The 18,352-nt window shown below is 50.6% G+C and carries 16 protein-coding genes and 1 pseudogene; 9 read left to right on the top strand and 8 right to left on the bottom strand.

The window, feature by feature from the left end:
- Positions 1-5: 5 nt before the first annotated feature.
- Both LI015_RS01115 and LI015_RS01110 read right to left on the bottom strand, forming a co-directional pair.
- Positions 6-1,790 (bottom strand): cobaltochelatase CobT-related protein, encoded by a 1,785-nt coding sequence (locus LI015_RS01115; protein ID WP_002571789.1) that lies wholly within the window; start codon positions 1,788-1,790, stop codon positions 6-8.
- Positions 1,780-2,700 carry an AAA family ATPase gene (locus LI015_RS01110; RefSeq protein WP_002567855.1) on the bottom strand — a complete coding sequence of 307 codons (921 nt, stop codon included), beginning with the start codon at positions 2,698-2,700 and terminating at the stop codon, positions 1,780-1,782. The genes LI015_RS01115 and LI015_RS01110 overlap by 11 nt, the downstream gene beginning before the upstream one ends.
- Before the next feature lie 400 nt (positions 2,701-3,100).
- On the opposite strand from LI015_RS01110, the pseudogene LI015_RS28500 reads away from it, so the two are divergent.
- Positions 3,101-3,720, top strand: a pseudogene (locus LI015_RS28500) (hypothetical protein); the annotation flags it as partial.
- 134 nt (positions 3,721-3,854) lie between these two features.
- Here LI015_RS28500 and LI015_RS01100 read toward each other — a convergent pair.
- Positions 3,855-4,253, bottom strand: coding sequence for a hypothetical protein (locus LI015_RS01100; protein WP_002567858.1), 399 nt, complete (start codon positions 4,251-4,253; stop codon positions 3,855-3,857).
- 113 nt (positions 4,254-4,366) lie between these two features.
- Here LI015_RS01100 and LI015_RS01095 point away from each other — a divergent pair, with 113 nt between their 5' ends.
- The 4 genes from LI015_RS01095 to LI015_RS01080 all read left to right on the top strand — a co-directional run bounded on the left by LI015_RS01095 (position 4,367) and on the right by LI015_RS01080 (position 6,926).
- On the top strand, positions 4,367-4,588 hold the full coding sequence (locus LI015_RS01095) for a helix-turn-helix domain-containing protein (protein WP_002567859.1): 222 nt from the start codon (positions 4,367-4,369) through the stop codon (positions 4,586-4,588).
- A 163-nt stretch (positions 4,589-4,751) separates the two neighbouring features.
- The gene (locus LI015_RS01090; protein ID WP_002567860.1) at positions 4,752-5,612 is read left to right on the top strand and encodes an AraC family ligand binding domain-containing protein; all 861 of its coding nucleotides are present in this window, start codon (positions 4,752-4,754) and stop codon (positions 5,610-5,612) included.
- Entirely contained in the window at positions 5,602-6,531 is a 930-nt protein-coding gene (locus tag LI015_RS01085) for a DMT family transporter (protein WP_227123776.1), read from the top strand. Before LI015_RS01090 ends, LI015_RS01085 begins: the two co-directional genes overlap by 11 nt.
- Positions 6,504-6,926: a DUF2000 domain-containing protein gene (locus LI015_RS01080; protein ID WP_002571786.1), complete on the top strand. Its 423-nt coding sequence runs from the start codon at positions 6,504-6,506 to the stop codon at positions 6,924-6,926. The genes LI015_RS01085 and LI015_RS01080 overlap by 28 nt, the downstream gene beginning before the upstream one ends.
- Before the next feature lie 289 nt (positions 6,927-7,215).
- Here LI015_RS01080 and LI015_RS01075 read toward each other — a convergent pair whose 3' ends face one another.
- On the bottom strand, positions 7,216-9,459 hold the full coding sequence (locus LI015_RS01075; protein WP_227123774.1) for a glycoside hydrolase family 3 protein: 2,244 nt from the start codon (positions 9,457-9,459) through the stop codon (positions 7,216-7,218).
- A gap of 43 nt (positions 9,460-9,502) precedes the next feature.
- Entirely contained in the window at positions 9,503-11,005 is a 1,503-nt protein-coding gene (locus LI015_RS01070; RefSeq protein ID WP_227123772.1) for an MFS transporter, read from the bottom strand.
- A 210-nt stretch (positions 11,006-11,215) separates the two neighbouring features.
- On the opposite strand from LI015_RS01070, the gene LI015_RS01065 reads away from it, so the two are divergent.
- Complete coding sequence (locus tag LI015_RS01065) at positions 11,216-12,436, top strand: helix-turn-helix domain-containing protein (RefSeq protein ID WP_227123770.1); 1,221 nt, start codon at positions 11,216-11,218, stop codon at positions 12,434-12,436.
- Positions 12,437-12,442: 6 nt separating this feature from the next.
- Here LI015_RS01065 and LI015_RS01060 read toward each other — a convergent pair whose 3' ends face one another.
- Positions 12,443-14,446 (bottom strand): endonuclease MutS2, encoded by a 2,004-nt coding sequence (locus tag LI015_RS01060; protein ID WP_002567866.1) that lies wholly within the window; start codon positions 14,444-14,446, stop codon positions 12,443-12,445.
- A 418-nt stretch (positions 14,447-14,864) separates the two neighbouring features.
- Here LI015_RS01060 and LI015_RS28345 point away from each other — a divergent pair, with 418 nt between their 5' ends.
- The 3 genes from LI015_RS28345 to LI015_RS01040 all read left to right on the top strand — a co-directional run bounded on the left by LI015_RS28345 (position 14,865) and on the right by LI015_RS01040 (position 17,066).
- Positions 14,865-16,220: a DNA-deoxyinosine glycosylase gene (locus LI015_RS28345; protein ID WP_002567867.1), complete on the top strand. Its 1,356-nt coding sequence runs from the start codon at positions 14,865-14,867 to the stop codon at positions 16,218-16,220.
- Positions 16,221-16,368: 148 nt separating this feature from the next.
- Positions 16,369-16,881, top strand: coding sequence for a ferritin (locus tag LI015_RS01045; protein ID WP_002567868.1), 513 nt, complete (start codon positions 16,369-16,371; stop codon positions 16,879-16,881).
- The gene (locus LI015_RS01040; protein WP_002567869.1) at positions 16,881-17,066 is read left to right on the top strand and encodes a (2Fe-2S)-binding protein; all 186 of its coding nucleotides are present in this window, start codon (positions 16,881-16,883) and stop codon (positions 17,064-17,066) included. Before LI015_RS01045 ends, LI015_RS01040 begins: the two co-directional genes overlap by 1 nt.
- Before the next feature lie 73 nt (positions 17,067-17,139).
- Here LI015_RS01040 and LI015_RS01035 read toward each other — a convergent pair whose 3' ends face one another.
- Both LI015_RS01035 and LI015_RS01030 read right to left on the bottom strand, forming a co-directional pair.
- On the bottom strand, positions 17,140-17,592 hold the full coding sequence (locus LI015_RS01035) for a hypothetical protein (protein ID WP_002567870.1): 453 nt from the start codon (positions 17,590-17,592) through the stop codon (positions 17,140-17,142).
- Between the two features lie 32 nt (positions 17,593-17,624).
- On the bottom strand, positions 17,625-18,290 hold the full coding sequence (locus LI015_RS01030) for a sugar O-acetyltransferase (protein WP_002567871.1): 666 nt from the start codon (positions 18,288-18,290) through the stop codon (positions 17,625-17,627).
- Positions 18,291-18,352: the final 62 nt, after the last annotated feature.

The raw sequence follows: 18,352 nt of genomic DNA, 5'->3' as shown, positions 1-18,352 counted from the left end.
TGCTGCTACCGGCCGGACCGCAGCTGGCTGGTCAGCAAATTTCCAACCGTATCCGCAAGCTGCCCCATCTCCTTGATCCTGACAAAACCGCTTCCGTAAATCTTCCTGGCGCCTTCCAGGTCGCTGTCCAGGCCGTAGAATACAGCCATGACCCTGATTCCCTGCTTTTTAAGCTGCCGCACCTCCATGGCCGCGTCCTCAATGCCTGCATCCCCCGAATACTCCTTCCCCCGCACAGCACCCGAAACAGGAGCCATCCTTTGTTCGTCATTGGGGCTGGCATCTGTCAGCACAATGAGCAGGCGTTTCTCGCAGGAGGACTGTCCTGCCAGATGGCCCGCTGCCCTGAGGGCCAGACCATCCCGGTTCCATCCGGCTGCCACATAGTCAAGAATTCCTCTGTTTTTCTCCTTCTCCTCATATCCGCGAAACAGGCGCATCACCGTGTAATTCTGAATGGTGGAAAAGGAATACACCTGGACCGGTATCCCGCAGCGGGTAAGGCTCTCGGCAATCACATATCCCTGCGCCGCTATAACGGCTTCATGCCCCATCCGTGACGCAGACGCGTCCAGCATCAAATCCACGGAAACATTCTGCCGTTCTTCCTCTGAATTTTTCAAAAACACACGGTCATCTTCCAGATACACAGCCCGCCAGACTGCCTCCCCCATCATTTTTCCCTGCCGGCTTTTTTCGGGTACAGGCTGCAAATCCACCAGAAGGGTATTCTGAATCCGTTCCATCAGGCGCCGTATGCTGTTCTCATACTCCGGCCTGTTGGCTTCAAACTGTTCCCTGTTCTTTTTTCTCTGCTGCCGCGCCTCCCACAGCTGTCTGGCCGATTCCCCGCGGTCCGGGACCTGCAGGAATTTCTCTCCCCTTGTAAAATGGAGGCTGCATGTGCTGTGGCATCCCGTGCAGAGCATATGGCAGATAGCCTGATTCTGCTGCTCTGCATACATGGAAATACCATAGCAGGCGTCTATATAGGAGCGGACCGCCTCCTCCCTCCGTTTCGAGGATGCCTCCAGCCAGAAGCAAAAGCCCTTGGCTGCATCAGAAGGCTTTTTATGGGCCTTTCCGGATTTTTCACATTGGTCATCACCGGATTCAGTGGAATCCTGTCCATGCTCATTCAGTGTATTCCTGACAATCACGCCGTGGGCAGGCCGGACAAAGCGGAAGGGCCTAATTATGCTTTTAATCCGTTTTCTGTTTTCTTTTCTCTTTTGTTCTGAACGGCAGTCAAACCGGAAATATTCCCACAGTATGCCGGAAACGCGCTCCATGATTTCATCGGTGTCGGCAGACCCGTCAAAGGACAGGCCGGACAAAATCCCCCGCTCCCAGGGCGTCACCCCGGGCTTCTCTCCCAGAACCATCCTGCCCCAGCCCGTCTGAAGGGACTGGACCAGCTTTTCCTGAGCCGACCATTTGGATTCCTCCAATACCTGGGCCCAGTATTCCCTGCGCAGCTCCTCCAACCCAGGCCGCCCTTCCCGCTCCTTCTCATAGGCGCCGCACTCCAGGCCAAGCCAGAATATGGTATCATAGATATCCTGGAGCGCCGTGCCCTGAAATGCCCCGAACATTTCCGACACTTTCCCGCCGTCATACCATCTGTGGACATAACCGATAATACTGTTGAGATAAAGGTCTGCCCTTCCGTACCGGTCAAAAGCCATGAATTCCGGCCGGAAGGAGTGGTCCTTTGCCGCAGTCCATATCATGTTGAGGGCCCGCCGCTCCTCCCCGTCATATTCCTGCATTTTAATATCAGTCTGCAAACAGCTTCTCCCTTTCCAGTTTTTTAGGAATCCTTGCCCTGATTAAATCCCGGACCAGGGTCTGTTCATAGGGGTCAAAGGACTTGTTGGTAAGTCCCATATCCAGGGCGGCTCCCGCATCCAGCCCCCGCTCCATGAGCCGGACAGCATCCAACAGTCCCCTGAGGTCCAGGGGGCGGGTGGAGAGCTGGGCGCTTTGGCATTTTCTCTCTATATCCAGGAACAGCTGGACAAACTGCCTGGCATATGTCCTCTTAAGGCCGGGATACTCCCGGTCTATGAGCTTTTCCAGGTTTTCCCCGGTTATAGCCGGCATCTGCAGACAGGAAAATCTGGAGGTCAGGGCCTCATTTAACTCCCTGGTGCCTGCATACCCGTAGTTCATGGTGGCGATGAACCGGGTTCCCTCGTCCATACGCACCACATCGTAGCCCGGCACATCTATGGTCCGCCTGAAATCCAGAATTCCATGGAGCACGGCCAGTGCCTCATTTCTGGCCATGTTGATTTCATCCAGTACGCCAAAACCCCCGCTGATTCCGCAGCGGTACACCGGTCCCGGACGGAACACAACGGCTCCGTTTTCAAATGTATCTGTTCCTATCAGGCCGGACGCATCCATGTTAACGTGAAGGGAGATGTCCCAAACCGGCCTGCCAAACGCTGCCGCCAGATTCTGGGCCAGTATGTTCTTTCCCGTTGCCTTCGGCCCTGTGAGAAGCAGATTCTGTCCGCACAAAAGAGCTGCAACGGCCTGCTCCCATACGTCCCTTCCATAATACAGGTACCTGGGCACGGGTATCCTGCCCCGGTCCTCCTCCCTGACAGGATGGGAAGCCCTGAATTCCATAATTCCTTCAATTAAGCTGCTGTTTATCTTTTCCTCTTTTAAGAATTCAATCACCGTCATGCCCTCTTCCTCTTTTTTACAGTCTGATTGTAGCACAGAATCCTTTGATGGTGCAGATTTTCTGCGGGTTTGAGAAAATATTTTTTTGCAGGGTTTGTAAAAATGTTTTTATACCTGCTTCTCCCGGTCACGGATGCTATATTAGAACTACCAGACAATAGCAGACTCACCAACCAGGTACATTAGGAATACATTCCGTTATACCCTTTGTCTGTTTCCCACCACTTCATTGGTGTTATCTTAACATCTGAACATCTTACCATTTATTTTTATATTCAAACGCTTATCCTAATTATTTCATTTTCATTATCCACACAACCTATACATGGCTATTGTCCGGCATATAAAAAGGGATTATAATAGGAATAGCTTCCTTAATGTTTACCGGAAAAGGAGGCTCATGCAGCAACACACGTTACCCCCTAACCATCAAATACAGGATACCCCCAATCAGCTGGAGGATAAAGTCCTAAAAACAGCTGCCATGTTTTTTGGTCAGGATCTTCTTCCATACCTGGGTGTCAGGGGTCGGATTACCGGCCTTGTTCCCACAGAACAGATTCACCTTGAACTTCGCAGGATGGAAGAAGATTTTAACTATATGATGGAAGACGGCTCCCTGCGGCATCTGGAGTTTGAAAGTGACAGCATTACTTCCAGGGATCTGCGGCGTTTCAGGGAATACGAAGCTTACTTAAGCCTGATATATAACTGCCCTGTTATTACCACAGTTCTATGTACTTCCCATGTCAGGCGAATTAAACAGGAACTCGTCACCGGCATCAATGTATACCGCATCCAGGTAATCCGTATCAAGGACCGGAACGCGGATAAAAATTAATTGATATTCTTCAATCAGACCATGTAGCTGTATCAAAGGAAAACCTTCGCCGCATGGAAGCCATGTTTTATGCCCTGGCCATCAAATTTCTCGACAAAACAGAATTAAGGAAAGTAAAGGAGAAGATTAATATGACCCTGCTCGGACAGATGCTTATGGAGGATGGAATTGAAAAGGGAGAAATGACCAAGCTCGTATCTCTGGTCATGAAGAAAATGAAAAAAGGACTTTCCCCGGAGGAGACAGCAGAGTTGCTGGAGGAAAGCCCGGGTATTTTATCTCTTATAATAATCCGGGCTTTTTATTTCTCCTTTCACTTCACCGTCATCACAAACCGTTCCCTGTCATCCTTCACATTATACCGGTACCGGTCCTCTTCCGCCTGGGCATACCGTACCTCACAGCATCTGAGTCCCAGCCGCCTGGCCGTATCATTGGTATAGATATCCATAGTGATTTCCACCGGATATCCCATGTCATAGCTGAACCGCACATCACGGAATTCATTGTTGATACACGTCTCAATCATATCCCCGGCAAATGCCTCCTTATCTCCTATGTACAGCTTATTCGCAACAATGGTTATGTGTTCTGTCCTCTTTCCATCCCGGGAGGAGGATATGGTATTCCTCACCGACACGCCCCTTCCCCACTGCAGATATATACAAAGAGCCATCAGAATCAGTGATGCATGCATCCGTCTTTTTCTCATTCCGCTTCGTCCCCTACCTGTATTATTATACATATTGTACTTTAATACAGCTTATATTTCAATACATCCGGAGATATACTTATCTGGAGCTTATACAGAAAGGCGGGGACGGAATGCATATTGAGATTGATTTGGAGCGTCTGCTAAAAGAAAAACATAAAAGTAAAAACTTTGTGTGTGAAGAATGCGGCCTGCAGCGGACTCAGTTCAATAATTACTGCAAGAACAAGGTTTCCCGCGTTGACCTTACCATTCTTGCCAAAATGTGCGCTTGTCTGGACTGCACGCCCAATGATATTTTGAAAATAGTAAAAGAGACGGCAAAAGATGAATAGAACACATGACGCCATGTGAAGCTGTTCATCTTTTTTTGCGCCTGTATTTCCAAAAAACAAAATGCAGCGGCTAAATTCAATCCATTCTGGTGTCATATCTTGCAAGATTTTCCCTTCTCATTGTGTTAAAATAGCAGAAAAGCAGTTTAAAAGGAGCAGCAAAATGATACAGGAGCAGGAACAGCGCCGGGTCTATTATGATAAAGACCTTAAAATAGAAGCCTACAATCTGAGCGGGGTTGTACAGAAATTCCCCAATCATTTCCATGAATATTACGTCATAGGCTTTGTGGAGGGCGGAAAAAGACATCTCTGGAGCCGTAACAAAGAGTATGATGTCAGCGCCGGGGATTTGATTCTCTTTAATCCCAGGGACAACCATTACTGCGCGCCCATAGACGGGGAACCGTTGGACTACCGTGCGGTCAACATCGATCCCTCTGTCATGGAGCAGGCGGTAAGGGAAATCACAGGCCGGGAATTTACGCCCCGCTTTACCCGGAATGTGGTGTACCGCAGCGACATAACCCAGTCCGTATCCGCCCTGTACGGAGCCATATTGCGGCGGGCCACAAGGCTTGAAAAAGAAGAAGCCCTGTTCTTTCTTCTGGAGCAGGTGCTCCAGGAATATGCCGCCCCATTTAAGGAAGAGGATATATCCAGGCCCGATGACCGGATCCAAAACCTGTGCACCTACATGGAGGACCATTTTTCAGAAAATATAAGCCTGGATGAGCTGCTGTCCATGACCACCTTTGGAAAATCCTATCTGCTGCGCTCTTTTACAAAGCAGGTGGGCGTTTCTCCCTACCGATACCTCCAGACGATCCGCCTGGACAAGGCCAAAAAATTCCTTGAACAGGGCATGCCTCCTGTGGAAGCAGCGGCCATGGCCGGATTTTCAGATCAGAGCCATTTCACCAACTTCTTTAAGGAGTTTATCGGGCTCACCCCCAGACAGTATCAGAAAATATTCCTATCAGAACCTGATGAAGAACAAAAGGAGCATTATCATGAATCATAACCGTACCGCCGCAGGCCATCTGGCCGCATTTGTCACCATCCTCATATGGGGAACCACCTTCATATCCACCAAAGTCCTGCTTCGGACATTCAGCCCTGTGGAAATCCTGTTCATCCGGTTTGTCATGGGATATCTGGCGCTGTGGCTGGCCTGCCCCCGTTCCCTGCGCCTTACATCCGCCCGGCAGGAGGGACTCTATGCAGCGGCGGGGTTCTGCGGTGTTACCATGTACTATCTCCTGGAAAACATCGCCCTCACCTATACCCTGGCATCCAACGTGGGCGTCATCATCTCCATTGCACCTTTCTTTACTGCCATCTTGGGCTGGATGTTCCTGGGAGGAGAGAGACCACGCTTCCGGTTCTTTGCCGGATTTCTGCTGGCCATGGCAGGCATCAGCCTGATTAGCTTTGGCAATGAGGCCGCTTTATCCCTTAACCCCACAGGAGATTTATTGGCCGTGGCTGCCGCAGTCATATGGGCCGTGTATTCCACCCTCACAAAAAAAATCAGCGCATTGGGCCACGGCACTGTCCAGAGTACCAGAAGGACCTTTTTTTACGGAATTCTATTTATGGTGCCGGCTCTGGCCTTCATGGACTTTTACGTGACACCGGCTCAGTTTACTGACATGAAAAATATCCTGAATCTTTTATTCCTGGGGCTGGGCGCATCTGCACTGTGCTTCGTGACCTGGAACACAGGCGTAAAGATACTGGGCCCCGTAAAGACCAGCGTATACATCTATATGGTGCCGGTCATCACCACCCTGACTTCGGCCCTTATATTAAAAGAACCGGTAACAATACCGGCTGCATTGGGAATTATCATGACACTGGCCGGATTGTTTTTATCCGAACAGAAAACCACGAAAAAAGGAGAACCAAAGATATGGACCACCAAAATGAAAAATGTGTAATGGTAATCGACGAGGAGCTGCCCACCGGCATCATAGCCAATACAGCCGGGATCATGGGAATCACCCTGGGAAAAAAACTCCCCGAAACAGTGGGGCCGGATGTATCCGACCGGAACGGAAGGTCCCATCTGGGCATTATCGCGATTCCGGTTCCCATTCTGAAGGCAAGTAAGGAAAAATTAAAAGAGCTGAGGCTTAAGCTTTATGAACCCAGCTTTTCAGAGCTGACAGTAGTGGATTTTTCCAATGTGGCGCAGAGCTGCAATGACTACGACGAATTCACATCAAAAGCCGCCCAGACAGACGGCGACAGCTTCCAGTACTTTGGGGTGGGCATCTGCGGCGCCAAAAAATTGGTTAATAAACTGACCGGAAACCTGCCGCTGTTGCGATAGGAAGGAAAGCACAATGGGCTGTAATACCGGTCAGCGCTGCGATGGGAAGCCGTGAAGCTGCGTCCCCCTCTCTGAAGAACACCAAAAATCCTGTCTTTCATGTTCCTTCTCTCTTGTCTTTTTCGTCCTACCGCACCCCCTGGCTGTCCAGACACAAATAAGGCACTAACTGTTAAGAACACTGTCTCCAATGTCCTCTCTCAGTTAATGCCTGCATCACCAGTGACACGCGCTTAATTGTGCACTAATTTTATTTTCCTTTTTGTGCAAATATGCCAATTCACCTTTTCTATTCCAGCGTCAGTCCAAAGTCCAGCTCATAGTAATTCCCCTCGCTGTCCCGGTAGGCATAAGCCTTTCCATTTTCATCCTTCATGGACTCCGGCATGTATTTGTCCTTGTGGTACCCAGGCACGTCGTTGCGGGATATGCATATGCCGTCCCGGTCCACCCGGATAACGCTGTCGTTCCTTGGAAGGGTAATGGGCATCCTGCCCGTGGGCACACACCTTCCCATGATGACGTCCAAAACCGCGTCCGTATAGGTGTCAAATCCTGCCAGAAGGGCGTCCGCACAGGGTTCCACGTTCCCCACTTCCCAGGCCAGGGTGAAATTAATATTGGAAATCACCTTTCCCCCCCTGCTGTGAAGGGACTCGTAAATTTCCCGGATTCTCCCTGCCCCCGGCAGAGTGGTCTCCTGGTGGAAGGAATCAGCCGGGCGGCCCTGGCTGTCCACATCCCGCACCTGCTTGTTCTCACAGATATCCAGTTCCAGATACCCCTTGGTGGAATGGAAGTATTCGCCTGAGCTTGGACGGATAAACAGAATAGCGAAATCAGCTTCCCTGTAATCCTCTGTCAGCTCCGCCTGAAACCTTCCTGCAAAGGACGTTCTGACCGCGTCCGTTTCCCTGGCTGCAGCCTCCGCTTCGCAGCCAAAGCATTCCACATATACCTTCCTGCCTGCTGTCTTCTCCCTATCCAGGGGAATCAGGCCCTCTTTGTTTTTTAAGAGCACCACGGACTGCTGATGCACCCGGTAAGCGTCCTCCCAGTGTTTCTTTGTGGCTACCACCTGCTTTGCTGTCTCAGGGTCACGGTATGGGTTGTCGAACATGCCCAGTTCAAACTTTTCCTTCAGGGTCCTGGTCACCGCCCTTGTCAGAGCCTCATCGGTCAGCACCAGATCACCGGCCCGGTACCCCTGGGGCACCGGATGGCCCTGGGCCGTGTAATATCCGTTCCTGCCGCGCTCATATGCTTCCCTGGCGGAAAATACATCCAAGGACCCGCTGATGATATCCACTCCGGTATTGACAGCCAGCGCGATTCTGGAAGGCACATCCAGCTCCTCCACCCCCCAGGCCATCTTGTTGGAGATGCCGGAGTCGCTGTTCACATATCCCTCAAATCCCATCTGTTCCCGCAGAAGCCCCTGTATGAAAGACCTGTTAAACGCAAATCCTACCGGCTCCATCTCCATGACCTCTCCGCCCGGACCATACTGGGGCCTGCTCTTGGCAGCTGACGGTTTAGCGTAATATGGCATAATGGAGGAAGCCTTTTTCTCTATAGCTGTGCGGAAAGCGGGCAGATGGTATGTGCGCAGGCTGTCCTCTGTCTGGTACACATTCCACTGTCCCTGGACATAGTGGGGGTCGAATCCGTTTTCCCTGGCTCCGCCTCCCGGGAAATGCTTGATGGTGACAGCGACTCCGTCTCTTGTCACGCCCCGGCTGCTCCCCTGTATGCCGGGAATCAGACGCTCCATGATGGTGCACACAAGCCCCGGATCCTCACCAAAGGTTCCATAGGACCTCTGCCATCTGGGGTCTGTCATGACATCGGCCATATACATATACCCCTTTTTCATTCCCACTGCATCCCATTCCCTCCGGATACACTCTGCAAAGCTGTCTATGAGTTCCGGTCCGCTGCCCCTGACAGCTGCCGCGATTCCCAAGGTCCCGGGCCAGGCGGCAAACACGCCTGCCGCATCGTTCATGCCGAACACAATTTCCCCGTGCTCATTCCTGGAATTGGAAAGGACCATCACAGGCAGGGCATGGCCGGTTCCCTCTGCCACCATGTTAAGCTGGTTAATCCAGTCCGCCAGCTCTCCCGGCCCCGGATTCTGACGCAGGATGAAATGACGTATACCCATTTCTTTTAATGTGTATGTGGTTCCGTAAGTCTTTTCCACATTAAAGATAGACTCGTCCTGCTCCACAATTTCCTCGTTGAGAAGACCGCTTTCATCTACCTTTGTCCTGTCCTCCTGGTAAATTCCCATTTTCCAGGAATTGACAAACAGCATGCCGATTTTTTCGTCAGCAGATAACTCTGCCGCCAGGGAAGCCGCCCTCACGGCGGGAGTGTTGCGCCAATCCTTATAGGGAGCCAGCCTCCCATCCCCTGTCAGGTCCCTGAAATACAGCCCGTCTTTTTCAATTACCGGCCTTACGGTAACTCCGATGACAGGACCGTTTTCATTTTTATAAAAACGAATGTTAGCTGATGCCTTGTTCATATCGTTCCGTTCCTTCCTGCGTTTACGCTCTTTCTCAGTTTTATTACACTGCTCCTGCAGCTGCTTCCTCAGCGCCGTCCGGGCGGGTTCCCTTTCCGGCCAGTGCTTCCTTCCTGTTTTCCAGCTCTTCCTGGATTTCAGCCATTTTCACCTTATCCAGATTGTACCAGCGCATGGCTATGATTGTGGCGATATGGCCCAGGATAGGCACGATGCAGAAACATACCATAATGGCCATGTTAAAGGTGGAGTTTACAGGTTCATTGGGCTTTATCACCACATTTCCCACCCCTGCCAACGTCAGGGCAAATCCCTGAATCATGGCGGAAAAGGAGGATATGATTTTATCAATAAAGGAGAACATAGTCCCCATCATTCCGGGTACAAAACGGCCGCTGCGGTACATTTCATAATCCGTACAATCGGCAATCATGGGAATGATACCTGAGTTTCCCATGCTGGCCAGACATTTCTGCACCAGGAACATTCCCAGGAATACGGCCGGCACTTTGGGGTCAGGTCCAACCACAAACATAATGGCCAGCATAATCATGGATCCCCATGTTCCCACAAGGAAGGTGCGCTTAAGGCCAAACCTCCTGGACACAAACACACCGCCGATGGAAATGGCTACTAACGGCGCGATGAGGATACTTGAAAATACACCCTGAAGACTGGAATTCAGCAGCATATTGGCAAACAGGTATGTCATGGTGCCGCTCATGAGCAGCTGCCCCAGTTTATCCGTTGCAGCAGAGATAATCAGCATCTGAATGGGACGGTTGTGCATGACGATATCCTTGTAATCCCTGAACTTTACCTTTGGCTGGGAACCTGCCTGGCCAAAGAATTCAGGCCGGTCCTTTGCGCTGATTCCGATGATGGCAAGAATGGTAAACACAAAGGATATCACCGCAAGAATGACAGCCGCTTCCTTCCACATGGCAGGATTTATCATACCCAGGCCCTTTCCGTTCTCACCCGCAAATTCCCCCACCGAATATTTTTCAGCCAGTATGGTGGTGATGAGCATGGGCACAAGAGCGCTGGCCATCTGGGTCAGTACACTGTCAAACCCGGCAAATATGGGACGCTGTTTGGGATTATTGGTAAGCACGGCCTGGCCTGCCTTGGTGACAACGGTCTGACAGGTATAGCCGATAATATAGATAACATAAAATACCGTGGTAAACATATATTTCCTGGAAATTCCCCAACCGGACGGCGTATTGAAAATCACAATCAGGCTGCACCAGATAATGATATTGCCCACAAGCATGTAAGGCCTGAACTTGCCGAAGCGGCCGTTGGTCCGGTCCACTAAAAATCCCACCAGCGGGTCCGTAACAGCGTCAAAAATACGGGTTCCCGTGGCAATCAGACCCACAATGGCAGCAGCCAGCCCAAGAACATTCTGGGTAAAGTACGAATACTGCATCATCAGGAACATGGCGATATTGGTGGCGCAGTTATTCAGTGAAAAGAACCCAATCTGCCATAATTTCGCGTTGTTATACTGTTTTACAACACTTTTATTCTTCTCCATTATATATAGTCTCCCTATGTTCACACATTTTCATTTTTTGTTTGCCGGCTTTATGTTTGTAACAATATTCTAACACACTTGATTTTAAAGAGTTAGGATTATATGATATTATTTAGTAATATCTTGTCATAGTTATTTAGCCGATTCGTACAATATTTTATTATTTTTTTGTGCAAATCCTATAGAATATATCATTCAGGGAGAAATATAATGGAAGAACATGAAAAAGCGCTCATATCCAGGCAATTTATAGAGGTCATGCTGAAGGTCCCTGTCATCCTGTGTCCCGGGCGAATAGAAGCCATCGAAACCAGCATCAAAGAATACTTTCCGGATTTCATCAAAAACAGCTTCCCCTTTTTCATAACCCGTTCCATGGCGGAGTCCTTACAGACGGGAACCCTGTATCACATAACGGATTTTATAAATCTTCATTTTAACCTGTTCCTGTATGGCGGGGGGACTCAGCTTCTCATCGCCGGTCCCTATCTCTCCCATCCGGCAGATACTGCCTTTTGCGAGCAAATTCTCCAGGATAACGGGAAAAATCTGTCCCTGCTTGTCCCCTTCAGCCAGTTCTGCCTTAGCCTGCCCGTAGTAGGCAGCTCTCAGATGCTGGAAGTGATGCGGACCGCCATGAGGGTCATTACCGGCACGGACCGGGAAATTCCCTATCTCCACTATGAACCGCAGAGACATTACACCCAGGAGATATCAAACCTGTCGGCCGAGGGTGTGGACGAGGCATCCATGGAACTTCTGGAACACCGGTACTATTATGAAAAGCTGCTCTTGCAGGAGGTCGCCCAGGGCAGCCAGGATCTGGCTCTTAAGTATTACAGGCAGTTCTCACAGGAGAGCCGGTCCATTGTCCGTACAGAGGACCCGCTGCGCACGGCAAAGAACCTGGGTTTTTCCCTGAATACCATGCTCCGCAAAAGCGCTGAGACCACCGGCATCCATCCTGTGTATCTGGACATCATCTCATCCAACTTTGCCATGCTCATTGAAAATGCCAACAGCATACGGGAAACAGAGGAATGTAAATCCCAGATGATAAGCGCCTACTGCCGCTTTGTCCGTAAAAACCGTCTGGACCAGTACTCTCCCCTGGTCCGCAAGGCCGTCACCTACATCCGCATCCACCTGGCTGACCAGCTCACCCTTGCAGGGATTGCAAAGGGCATCCGTGTAAGCCCCTCCTATCTCTCCCGCCTGTTTAACCGGGAGACGGGGGACTCTGTATCCAACTTTATCACTAAAGCCAGGGTGGAAAAGGCTGCCGGACTTCTCTCATTTTCCGGCATGTCTATCCAGAACATTGCGTTTTATGTGGGGTTTGGGGATTTGAATTACTTCAGCAGATGCTTTAAGAAATATAAAAAGATGACGCCCACTGAGTACAGGGCGTCATCCTCCATCGGGGTGTAGGGCCGGCTATTCTTCCGCCCGCACCTCCATGTTTCCCACATATTTTCGCTCCATCTGATGTCTGGCTTTGCGGTTTTCCACGCTGTCAAACACGATGGAAAAATCATAATCCTCAGGGTACAGCTCACTGGCTCTCACCTTTAGTTTCAGACGTTTCTGGTTTACCAGGCGTTTTTCGCGCTTTACCTGGACAAGGACATTTCCGGTCTGATCCGCCGGCCTCACAACAATGCCAATCTCCCCCTTTGGAAGGACCTCTACACTGTCGCCTCTGGTATACCCCTCCTCCGGGCCTGCGGCAGCCGGTTTTCTCTTTATGGGGACAATGCAGGGAACCAAAATCCGCTCCAGCCCTCCCGGCCATTGTCTTCCCGGTGATTTTTCCAGCGGTTTTTCCTGAGACCTTTCCTGCGGTTTTTCTCTGGTCTTATACAGTGTTTTCTCCCTGGTCTTTTCCAGCGGCTTCTCCAGCTCTCCCCCGTCTCCGTAAGCCTCAGAGGCGGCTGTCCGAATCATATCCTCCGGCATGCCCAGCCTCTTTGCAATATAGAGAGCGCAGCTGTCCCCGGTCTTTCCCATCTCCAGTCTGTATAGGGGACGCAGGTTTTCCCGGTCAAAGGCCATTCTGGCGCTGATGAGTTCTGCATGGCGGCCCGCATATGTCTTAACCTCCGGATAATGGGTGGTGACCAGGTAAAGGCATCCCCGAAGCCTCAGCTGCTCCAGTATGGCAATGGCAATCCCCATTCCCTCAGCCGGATCCGTGCCGGATCCCAGTTCATCCAGAATCACCAGACTCTCCCCGGTGGCCCGCTTTAATATCTCCAGCACATTGGTGATATGGGCTGAAAATGTAGAAAGGTTATCCAGAATATCCTGACCGTCCCCAATATCGCATAATACCAGGTTGCGCATGGCGATGTCCGCCTCCCGGCAGGGCAGGTGCAGGCCGGAACATGCCATGAGCACAAACAGTCCCACGGTTTTGATGGCAACGGTTTTCCCTCCTGTATTGGGGCCTGTGATTACCATTCCCCGTGTTTCTCCCCCCAGCTTAAAATCCAGGGGCACATTGGAATCCCCCGGCAGCAGGGGATGCCTGGCTTCCTTCAGGCATATGATGCCCTGGGTATTGACGGCCGGTTCCCTGGCGTCCATCTGCGCGCTGAGCTTTCCCTTGGCAAACACAAAATCCAGTTTTGCCAGCAGAGCCAGGTTCTCCTTAAATCCGTCCTCCTCCATGGCAATCCTGTCCATAAGCGTGTACAGGATACGCCTCTCCTCGCAGTCCTCCTCAATCCTGAGTCCCTCTATCTCATCCTGCATCCTGGCAATGGTTTCCGGCTCTATAAATACCGTAGAGCCGCTGGAGGACCGGTCTATGGTACTGCCCGGTATTTTAGATTTATACTCCTTTTTAACCGGCAGGCACAGCCGTCCGTTCCTGGTAACCAGAAAGGATTCCGCCATAAACTTTTTCTGTGATTTTAAAAGGGCTTCCGCCTTATCCTTGATTTTTTCTTCCAGAAGCTGCAGGTCCCGGCGGATATCCCGGAGTGTATTGGACGCGCGGTCGTCCACCCTGCCATGGCGGATAGCTCCCTCGATTTCCTCCTTCAGCTCCGTCATAAGCCTGAGGTTTTCCCCATAGCAGGACAGCGGAATGCCATAGGACATTCCCTTGTCCAGATATGACCTGACCCGCCTGACCGCAGCCAGGAACATGCCGATTTCCTCCATCTCCTCCGGCGTAAGCAGCTCGCCGCGGACAGACCGGGCCACAAACTCCGCCGTATGTTCCATGGCCGGCATAGGAGGCGTGCCCGCCAGCTCTAGCATCTGCCTGGCCTGGGTGGTGTCTCTCATGCTTCTTCGCAGTTCCCCCTCTTCCATGCAGGGCACAAGCCCCCTGGCCATCTCCCTGGCCTCTGCTGAATTGGCAAGGTCTGCCAGCTGTTCTCTTATGATATCAAATGCAACTGTCTTATATGCTTCAAATGTTCCGTTCATTGTTCTGTCTGTTTCCTCTCTGTTTCCTTGTTCATCCATGTTCCCTGTAGGGAATATCTCACAATATCGAATCGGTTTCAAACATAAAAATGGAAGACAAAAAAAACCTACGGACATCCACTACAGGCAATGTCGCATAGGTTCCAAACGATACCATATGATTCATCTGTCATGGATTCCGGAGTACACAAAACCAGGCCCGCCGGGCGGACAATCATTTCATGTACACAATCGGTTTATTTATCTTCCACAAACAGACACAATTAACAAAAAGACACCTCGCTTAAATATTACTGCATTTGATAATAGCAGATTTAAAGGCTCCAGTCAACATTTTTATTTCAAATTGTGCTATACTAAATTGTGGCTGAATTGTGCCATACGAAAAGGACAACAACAATCCGGAGGAATGACTGACATGCCTTTTGTTTCACTTATCATACCTGTCTACAATGCGGAAAAATATCTGCGGCGCTGTCTGAACAGCGCCATGGAACAGACCTTCCAGGACATGGAAATAATCGTAGTAAATGACGGAAGCCAGGATACCAGCCTGGAAATCTGCCGGGAATATGAAAAAATGGACCGCCGCTTCCGCGTCATCAACAAAGAAAATACCGGGGTATCGGACAGCCGCAACCAGGCCATAGAGACAGCCAGAGGCGAATACCTGCAGTTCATGGACAGTGACGACTGGCTGACCCCGGATGCCACGGAAAGCTTTGTCCATGCGGCCAGGAAATTCGACTGCGACCTGGTGGTTTCAGACTTTTACCGTGTAGACGGGGCTGTGTTTACGGAAAAGCAGCACATACGTGAACGGGGTCTTCTTACCAGGGCCCAGTATGCGGAATATATGATGCGGGAACCGGCTGACTTTTATTACGGCGTACTGTGGAATAAACTGTACCGCCGCAGCATTGTGCAGGAGCATCAGCTAAAGATGGATGAGGATCTGCGCTGGTGCGAGGATTTTTTATTTAACCTGAACTTCATCCGGTACGCCGGGCGGTTCACGGCCATCCAGACTCCTGTTTACTACTATATGAAACGGAAGGGCAGCCTGGTGAGCACGGACTGGAAAAAGGCCAATACGGTAAAGCTGAAGCTCCGTCTCCTTAAGGATTATAAAGAATTGTACCAGAGCATGGACCTTTATGAAGAAAACAAGCTGAAGATCAACGCCTTTGCCGTATCCATTGCTAAAGACGGTGGAATCGGAGCCCCCATGAGCCGGCTCAGGAAAAAGCTGAGCGAGGAGGATTACATTGAAGATGAGCTTCCGGCAGGCTACACCCGGGTATGCCACACGCTGGGTCCCATTTACGATGAGGCATCCCGCATACTGATACTTGGAAGCTTCCCCTCGGTAAAATCCAGGGAACAGAATTTTTACTACGGCCATCCCCAGAACCGCTTCTGGAAACTGATGGCCCGCCTGTTTGAAGAACCTGTGCCGGAGACCACGGAGGATAAAAAGGGACTGCTGATGCGCCATCATATCGCGCTCTGGGACGTGGTGGCTGCCTGTGACATCAAGGGCTCCAGCGACCGGAGCATCCGCAATGTGATACCCACGGACCTAAACCGGATTCTCCGCACAGCCCGCATCGAAACAATCCTTGCCAACGGCGACACGGCCTTTCAGCTCTACCGCAAATACTGCCGGGAAACAACAGGAAGGGAAGCCGTCAAATGTCCATCCACCAGCCCTGCCAATGCATTTTTCACCCTGGACCGCCTGGCCGAGGCGTGGGGCCGGGAGCTGTTCTGACAAAGCAGGTGCAAAACCCGGATCCAAATTCCCCCAAAACGTCCCAAATACTCAGATTTTTCTTGCCAAAGGCATATAAAACAAGTATGATGGAGATACACCTGAACATAATTATTCAATTATAATTATATATTGAAGGAGGCTGTACATGTTAGATAAAAAGGTAGCAGAACTGATCAACACACAGGTAAACAAAGAATTTTACTCCGCTTATCTGTATCTGGATTTTGCCAACTACTACAAGGACGCGGAGCTGAACGGCTTTTCCAACTGGTACCAGGTCCAGGCCCAGGAGGAACGTGACCACGCCATGCTGTTCATCCAGTACCTGCAGAACAACGGAGAGAAAATAACTCTGGAGGCCATCGCCAAGCCGGACAAGGTGTTTGAGGACTTCAGGGGACCTCTCACTGCCGGGCTGGAGCATGAAAACTATGTGACCGGGCTTATCCATGATATTTATGACGCCGCGTACTCTGTCAAGGATTTCCGCACCATGCAGTTTTTGGACTGGTTCGTAAAGGAGCAGGGCGAGGAGGAGAAGAACGCCAGCGAACTGGTAAAACGCTTTGACCTCTTCGGCCATGATCCCAAGGGACTCTATATGCTGGATTCCGAATTGGCGGCAAGGGTTTACGCCGCTCCCTCACTGGTGCTGTGATGGGGAAGGATAAGTACATATGTCCCTGCTTTAAGGTGACAAAGGACGATATCAAGAAAGCAATTGAAGAAGGTGCTGATTCCTTTAAGAAAGTAAAAAAAGCCACGCATCTGGCCGCGGGATGCGGCCACTGTAAATGCAGGGCTAAGAAGTATACGAAAAAGCGGCTGGGTAAGATCAAATAACATTCAGTTTAAAAGCGTGTCCTCACACCGGAATATCTCATGGGGGACACGCTTTTTTACGTATCAGACCCTCTCAGATGCAGGCCGAAATCATCCTGAAAAAGTGGACATTCCCAAAGCATTTCCCCATTTCGTGTAATTCAACAACGGACGGCATCTCCTGCGGGTTCCATATCTCAATCACAAATGTGGCGAATCCGCACGGTTTCACATAGATGAGTTCCTCAAGCGAGGACGGCTGGTGACAGCAGGGCATCCGGATTCCCAGGTATTTAAATGCACTGCCGTCATATGCGGTGTCCATGGCCTTCTGCCAAAACTCCCTATCCACTTCACGTCCGCACCAGGGACAAAATATGTGCTCCAATTCTCCTGCGCAGTCAATGAACTGCACGCTTTTATAGTTGGTAAATGTAATTCTGCCGTTGGATGTCAACTTAAGCATTCCGGCAGCACGTTTTATCTGATCATCCGTATATTTAGGATAATAGTATCTGGGAAATATTTTATATATGATATCTGACATCACGTTACCTCCTGCCAGGACCTGCCGCAATCTTACATATCAATCTTCCGGTCCTTATAATAATATATCCGGTCCCGTTCCCCTATCTCCCTGAGTACGCGGCATGGGTTTCCCACTGCCACCACATTGGCGGGGATATCCCTGGTGACCACGCTTCCCGCTCCTATGACAGAATTATCCCCAATGGTAACGCCCGGCACCACCACGGCTCCCGCCCCTATCCACACATTCTCGCCGATATGCACCGGCATGTTGAACTGGATTCCTTTCCTGCGAAGCCCCGGTTCCACCGGATGGCCTGCCGTGGCAATGGTCACATTGGGCCCAATCATACAATGGGAGCCAATGTAAATCTCCCCGTCATCCACCAGTGTCAGGTTAAAGTTGGCATAGACAAAATCCCCCATATATACGTGTCTGCCTCCCCAGTTGCTGTGAAGAGGCGGTTCAATATAGCAGTCCCGGCCAATGGAGCCAAACATCTGCTCCAGAAGGCTGGTGCGCCTGGCGCTTTCCCTTGGCCTGGTTGCGTTGTAATCATAGAGCAGCTCCATACATTCCATCTGTTCCTTCAGAATATCTTCGTCGCCCGGAAAATACAGGCGTCCCTCCTCCATGCGTTTTGCTGCGCTGTCACCGTCTCTTACCCCGTCTGTTCTCCCGTCCTGGTTCCTTTGTTGGTTTCTCTCCGTCTCCATCCAAACGCGCCTCCCTTTCCACCTATTTCCCAGCTATGGGAATCATTGTACTATATTACCGC

It is taken from the genome of Enterocloster sp. 210928-DFI.2.20 (genome assembly GCF_020554465.1).
GTDB classification, from domain to species: domain Bacteria; phylum Bacillota; class Clostridia; order Lachnospirales; family Lachnospiraceae; genus Enterocloster; species Enterocloster bolteae.
The sequence above is the reverse complement of the archived record's forward strand: the minus strand, read 5'-3'. Positions and strand labels throughout refer to the sequence as shown.

Bases quoted from the DNA above. Each gene is read 5' to 3' on its own strand.
- LI015_RS01070 (WP_227123772.1), bottom strand. From the start codon at position 11,005: ATGGAGAAGAATAAAAGTGTTGTAAAACAGTATAACAACGCGAAATTA.
- LI015_RS01040 (WP_002567869.1), top strand. From the start codon at position 16,881: ATGGGGAAGGATAAGTACATATGTCCCTGCTTTAAGGTGACAAAGGAC.
- LI015_RS01080 (WP_002571786.1), top strand. From the start codon at position 6,504: ATGGACCACCAAAATGAAAAATGTGTAATGGTAATCGACGAGGAGCTG.
- LI015_RS01045 (WP_002567868.1), top strand. From the start codon at position 16,369: ATGTTAGATAAAAAGGTAGCAGAACTGATCAACACACAGGTAAACAAA.
- LI015_RS01075 (WP_227123774.1), bottom strand. From the start codon at position 9,459: ATGAACAAGGCATCAGCTAACATTCGTTTTTATAAAAATGAAAACGGT.
- LI015_RS28345 (WP_002567867.1), top strand. From the start codon at position 14,865: ATGCCTTTTGTTTCACTTATCATACCTGTCTACAATGCGGAAAAATAT.
- LI015_RS01090 (WP_002567860.1), top strand. From the start codon at position 4,752: ATGATACAGGAGCAGGAACAGCGCCGGGTCTATTATGATAAAGACCTT.
- LI015_RS01095 (WP_002567859.1), top strand. From the start codon at position 4,367: ATGCATATTGAGATTGATTTGGAGCGTCTGCTAAAAGAAAAACATAAA.
- LI015_RS01060 (WP_002567866.1), bottom strand. From the start codon at position 14,446: ATGAACGGAACATTTGAAGCATATAAGACAGTTGCATTTGATATCATA.
- LI015_RS01085 (WP_227123776.1), top strand. From the start codon at position 5,602: ATGAATCATAACCGTACCGCCGCAGGCCATCTGGCCGCATTTGTCACC.
- LI015_RS01100 (WP_002567858.1), bottom strand. From the start codon at position 4,253: ATGAGAAAAAGACGGATGCATGCATCACTGATTCTGATGGCTCTTTGT.
- LI015_RS01035 (WP_002567870.1), bottom strand. From the start codon at position 17,592: ATGTCAGATATCATATATAAAATATTTCCCAGATACTATTATCCTAAA.
- LI015_RS01030 (WP_002567871.1), bottom strand. From the start codon at position 18,290: ATGGAGACGGAGAGAAACCAACAAAGGAACCAGGACGGGAGAACAGAC.
- LI015_RS01065 (WP_227123770.1), top strand. From the start codon at position 11,216: ATGGAAGAACATGAAAAAGCGCTCATATCCAGGCAATTTATAGAGGTC.
- LI015_RS01110 (WP_002567855.1), bottom strand. From the start codon at position 2,700: ATGACGGTGATTGAATTCTTAAAAGAGGAAAAGATAAACAGCAGCTTA.